The 5,620-nt window shown below is 45.1% G+C and carries 3 protein-coding genes and 1 pseudogene; 2 read left to right on the top strand and 2 right to left on the bottom strand.

What is annotated here, in order from left to right; genetic code table 11:
* Nucleotides 1-812: 2-isopropylmalate synthase (locus tag H6F50_RS23530; RefSeq protein WP_190430562.1), on the bottom strand; the 812-nt coding region annotated here is incomplete at its 3' end.
* 567 nt (nucleotides 813-1,379) lie between these two features.
* On the opposite strand from H6F50_RS23530, the gene H6F50_RS23525 reads away from it, so the two are divergent.
* Nucleotides 1,380-3,761, top strand: a complete 2,382-nt coding sequence (locus tag H6F50_RS23525; RefSeq protein WP_242029187.1) for an MASE1 domain-containing protein — start codon at nucleotides 1,380-1,382, stop codon at nucleotides 3,759-3,761.
* A 58-nt stretch (nucleotides 3,762-3,819) separates the two neighbouring features.
* On the top strand, nucleotides 3,820-5,136 hold the full coding sequence (locus H6F50_RS23520; RefSeq protein WP_190430561.1) for a response regulator: 1,317 nt from the start codon (nucleotides 3,820-3,822) through the stop codon (nucleotides 5,134-5,136).
* A gap of 280 nt (nucleotides 5,137-5,416) precedes the next feature.
* Here H6F50_RS23520 and H6F50_RS23515 read toward each other — a convergent pair.
* Nucleotides 5,417-5,620, bottom strand: a pseudogene (locus H6F50_RS23515) (MFS transporter); the annotation flags it as partial.

Genomic DNA, 5,620 nt, shown 5'->3' with positions numbered 1-5,620 from the left:
AGACAGCCTTCAACTCGATCCGCACCTGCCATCTGCGCCAGTTCTGCGGCTGCAACACCACAACCGCGATCGTTATGGGGATGGACGCACAAAATTACGCTATCCCGTCGCGCCAAGTTACGATGCATCCACTCGACTTGATCTGCGAATACATTAGGCGTTGCCACTTCAACAGTTGCAGGCAAATTAATAATTGCTTTGTGCTGCGGTGTGGGTTGCCAAACATCCAGAACTGCATCGCAAATATCTTTAGCAAAATCCAGTTCAGTCGCCGTAAAGGTTTCTGGCGAATATTGGAAATACCAATCAGTCTCCGGTTGCGCTGTGGCAAGTTCGTTCATCAGTTGCGCTGCGGATGTTGCCATCTCGATAGTGCCCGCGCGATCGAGATTAAAGACGGTGCGGCGGAAGACTGGAGAGGTGGCATTGTAAAGATGCACGATCGCTCTTTTTGCACCTTGCAATGCTTCAAAGCTACGACGAATTAGATGTTCGCGGGCAGGGGTTAAAACCTGAATTGTGACGTTATCGGGTATTAATTGCTGCTCGATCAGGCGGCGGACGAAATCAAAGTCAGTTTGTGAAGCGGAGGGAAATGCAACTTCGATTTCTTGGAACCCAATCTCGACTAAAAGCTTAAACAGACGTAACTTGCGTTCAACGTGCATCGGCTCGATTAGTGCCTGGTTGCCATCGCGCAAATCGGTACTCAGCCAGATGGGAGGATGGGTAATGGTTTTCGAGGGCCAAGTGCGGTCGGGTAAGTTAATGGGGGCAAATGAACGATATTTGGTTCCGGGATGCTTCAACACGATCGATGGTTCCTATATTTTTGGGGTTTGTGAGATGCTGTGGCGATCGCAATCGAGTTAAATAAGGAGTTGCCAGGTTGCGACGCAGACCAATCCTGACAACCCACCAACAGTCGCAGTAACATCTCAAGTGCTGTATGAAGTCGCATAAAAATCTCCAAAAAATTGGTGAATGAATGGCAATGCCGCACTTGCCCGCGTAGGCAAGGAGATTTAGGCTTGAAAGGGAAAAACTTGGTTTAAGTGGTAAAAAATTATTTGCGCCCAAGGCGCAGCAGCAGCCCTAGCCCTAGTAGTTGGCTAGTGGAGTGGTGTAGAGATTGCTGCCGTGGAAGCATGAGATTGAGACAATAAACTATGGATATATTAGCCCTAGACCTTACAGGGGTCAATATTCAGATGGACATACTTTGGTAACATAACGCCAATCAACTTGCGATCGCACGGGCACCAACTCGATCTCACCCGCTGTTAACTTCAAATTTAATTTGGGAACTATAAAGGTAGCAGCCTTCCTAGAAGTTTGCTGCTCTTATGGTCTGTGCGCGGAGACAGGAAATGCAGCCGATGTCGATAACGCAGAAATTCCCAGTTAAACTCGATCGCACTTTTTTGACAGCAGCGCTGGTAATTCCGATTGTTCACCTCTATTTAGGATACGTAGGATTATCCACGACCTTTGTAAATGGTGCCTCCGTATTTTGGCCTTCACTCGGTGTCTTTTTGGCAGCGATGCTGCTACTAGGCTATCGCGTCTGGCCGATTTTATTTGTGAGTGATTTCATTGTTAGTCATATTCTTTTTTTCCCAAACAATCTTTTAATCAGTCTAATTATTCCCGCTGTCAACCTGATTACTCCATTCAGCGGGACTTTTTTAATTAATCGTTATATCAAACGCCACAATTTTTTAGAGCGATCGCAAGATGTTTTTAAATTTATCATCCTGACTATCCCCACCCCCCTGATTAGTTCCCTCTTGGCTGCCGTCACGCTTTGCACCAGGGGGATTGCGCCCTGGACAGCATTTGCAGAAGTGTGTCGAACCTGGTTGGCATCAGACACCACGGGAATTTTGGTCGTTACACCCCTATTGCTGGCATGGTGGCAAAAATCTGAATTTAAAAAATTCGACAAGCAACAAATTCTCGAATTTGTATTTGTATTGGTCTGGGTAATCGCGCTCGATCATATTGCCTTTTCGGGAGGATACCCAATCGAATACATGGTAATTCCCCCCCTGATTTGGGCGGCATTTCGGTTTGAAGCGCGGGTATCAACGCTACTCGTGCTAATTGTGTCAGCGATCGCAGTTTTTGGAACCGTTCGCGGCTTCGGCTCGTTCGCCAAACAAGCCACTCCCAACGAATCGCTGATCCTGCTGCAATCGTTTATTTGTGTCATTGCTATCACCACATTTGTCATCTCTGCGGTGACAAATGAAAACCGCAAGGCAGAAAGAAAACTTCGGCAAGCGAATGATGAATTAGAGCAACGAGTTGAAGAACGGACGACTGAACTCAATGAGGCGAAAAATTCTGCCGAAGTTGCCAACCAAGCGAAAAGTGAATTTCTTGCCAACATGAGCCACGAACTACGCACTCCCCTTAACGGTGTTCTGGGGTATGCTCAAGTTCTTTCTGCTGCCCCCAATCTTACCGAACAGCAACAACACGGCATCGACATTATCTATAATTGCGGCTCTCATTTGCTAACGCTGATCGAAGACGTACTCGATCTCTCTAAAATCGAAGCGCGTAAGATGGAACTGCATTTGAGCGATTTACATCTACCTGGCTTCCTGCAAGGAGTCGAGGAAATTTGCCGCATTCGCGCCGAGCAAAAAGGCATTCAGTTCATTTATCAGCCACCCGATAATTTGCCCACAGCGATCGCTACCGATGAGAAACGCTTGCGGCAAGTGTTGCTGAACCTCTTGGGCAATGCGATTAAATTCACCGACGCCGGTAGCGTGACATTCCGAGTGGAGGTGACTGAAAATCCGCAGCAACCAGCGTTCGCGAAGCTTCGCTTTGCGGTTGAAGACACGGGTATTGGGATGTTACCCGAACAACTAGAGCAAATTTTTCTCCCCTTCGAGCAGGTTGGCGATATCAAGCGACAAGCGGAGGGGACTGGATTGGGACTTGCGATCGCCAAAAAAATTGTCGAACTCATGGGAGGGGACATCTACGTTAAGAGCTTACCGAAGGTCGGTAGTACCTTTGAGCTTGAGATCGAGTGTGCTTTCTCGACGAACTCAATAGTAAGCAACATTTCCAGGGGGCGAATTTCTGGTTATTCGGGCGATCGCAAAAGCATTTTGATTGTGGACGATCGATGGGAAAATCGCTCGGTCATGGTTAACTTGCTGCAACCGTTGGGATTCACCGTCATTGAAGCCAGCAACGGACGGGAGGGGTTGGAAAAGGCGCATCAAGTTCAACCAGATTTAATCATTACTGACCTGATCATGCCTACCCTGAATGGTTGGGATTTGCTCGCGCTGCTGCGCCAGTCAGAAACGTTAAAAGATTTGCCAGTCCTTGTGTCATCGGCAAGCGTGTATGATGCCGATCGCCGTAAAAGCCTTGCAGCAGGCGGCAACGATTTTCTGGCTAAACCCGTGCAAGTCGAGGAACTATATCGCCTCTTGGCAAAACATCTGCACCTGGACTGGATCTATGCCGATGCAAAACCTATTGAACGTGCGATCGCAACGCCCTTCGCAAACGCAACCCCAACCGAACTCGCTGTGCCACCCCTATCTGAACTGTCGAGCCTACTGGAATATGCCAAGCGAGGACAAATCAAAGGCATCCAACAAGAACTGGAAAGACTTGCCCAACTAGATGAAAGTTATCAGCCGTTTGCCAACAAATTAAGTTTGTTAGTGAAAGAATTTAATATTCACAAAATTCGCAAATTTCTTCTAGAAACTGTAGGTTAATTGCCCCGTATTTTATCTTCATGAATAAACCAATAGTCAAAAAAGGAGCAGTTATAAAATGTTATTTAATTCCGATCGCGAAATCGTTTTAGTGGTTGATGATAATCCAACTAATCTAGAATTATTATATAACGCCTTGGGTTCATCTGGCTATGAAGTTTTGGTAGAAATGGATGGTTTTAGTGGAATTGAGCAAGCTAAGAACTATCCGCCAGACTTGATTTTGCTAGATGTCCAGATGCCAGGAATTGATGGGTTTGAAACCTGCCGTAAATTGCAGCTCGATCCGTCTACAAAAAACATTCCAGTAATTTTTATGACGGCGCTGACAGATACCACAGACAAAGTGAAGGGATTACATTTAGGAGCAGTAGATTATATTACAAAACCCTTCCGTCATGAAGAAGCACTTGCTCGGATTCAAACCCATTTAAAAATTCGCCGTTTGAGCTTAGAACTTGAACAACAAAAGCAAGAACTTGAGGAAATTGTTCAAAAACGCACAGCCGAACTAACCTGCACGTTACAAGAACTAAAAAAAACGCAATTGCAGTTAATTCAGAATGAAAAGCTGTCTACAATTGGTCAGTTAGTTTCTGGTATTGCTCATGAGATTAATAATCCAGTTGGTTGTATTTCTGGCAATTTAGAGCAAGCGAGTCTTGCTGTTAAAGATGCGGTTGATTATATACGTCTTTATCAAGCCAAGTTTCCAAATCCTGGCATAGAAATTGAACAAAAAGCGGAAGAGATTGATCTTGAATATCTTCTAGAAGATTTACCAAAAATGTTCTTATCTATGCATACAGGAATCGATAGAATTCGCAACATTAGTACATCCCTTAGAACATTCTCCCGTGCTGATGTAGATTACAAGGTATCAGTTGACATCCATGAGGGACTTGAGAGTACCTTGATGATTTTGCAACATCGTTTGAAAGCTCAGAATTATCGTCCAGCAATTCAAATCATTAAAAATTATGGTGAAATTCCTAAAGTTGAGTGTTATTTAGGACAACTCAATCAGGTATTTATGAATATTTTGGCAAATGCAATCGACGCAGTGGAAGAAGCGAACTTGGGTCACACCTATGAAGCGATTAAAGAAAATCCCAACCATATTATTATTCAAACCGAAATGAAAGATGAACATCAGGTTGCAGTCCGAATTGCAGATAATGGCATGGGGATGACGAAAGATATCAAGCAACGCATTTTTGACCATCTATTCACGACTAAACCTGTTGGAAAAGGAACAGGTTTAGGATTAACGATTGCTCATCAAATTATTGTTGAAAAGCACGGAGGAACGCTCGAAGTCAATTCTGAATGGGGACGAGGCACAGAGTTTGTGGTAACGCTTCCGATTGTGTAATCTAGTCTTTAAAACTAGATTAGATGAATCAATCCCTCAATCAGCTCTAGTTTTGACTGTAAAATTATTAGTGAAACTGCTGCTGTAAGGTGGCAATAATTTTGAGAGCAGCTTGTAGTTCTTGGATAGCGATCGCCCGATCAACGATCGTGTTAACCAGTTGAGCTGTGGGTAACGGGAACATCCCCTAAATTGCAAATACACGCCCGTTGGTACAATCCTATTCTTTACCAGTGGCAAGAGTGCGAAATGGATGCAACGCCTGCCAGTGGTAAAGGATTTAAAAAAGCGCAATTAGTAAGGCAATGGGTGCTGCAAGTAATATCCACATCGTCGGCTGCAAACCATACTGTTGAGCAACCAAACCCAGTGCAAACGGAGCTAACCCCCCCACAAAACCTGCCAGGTTGTTGAGCGTCATGACGGTTCCGCTCTGCCCCGGCATCGCTGTGTACAATTGCCCCTGGAGAATAGAGTACCATCC

This window comes from Coleofasciculus sp. FACHB-712, from assembly GCF_014695635.1.
Classification (GTDB): domain Bacteria; phylum Cyanobacteriota; class Cyanobacteriia; order Cyanobacteriales; family FACHB-T130; genus FACHB-T130.
This window is presented reverse-complemented; position numbering and strand designations above follow the sequence as displayed.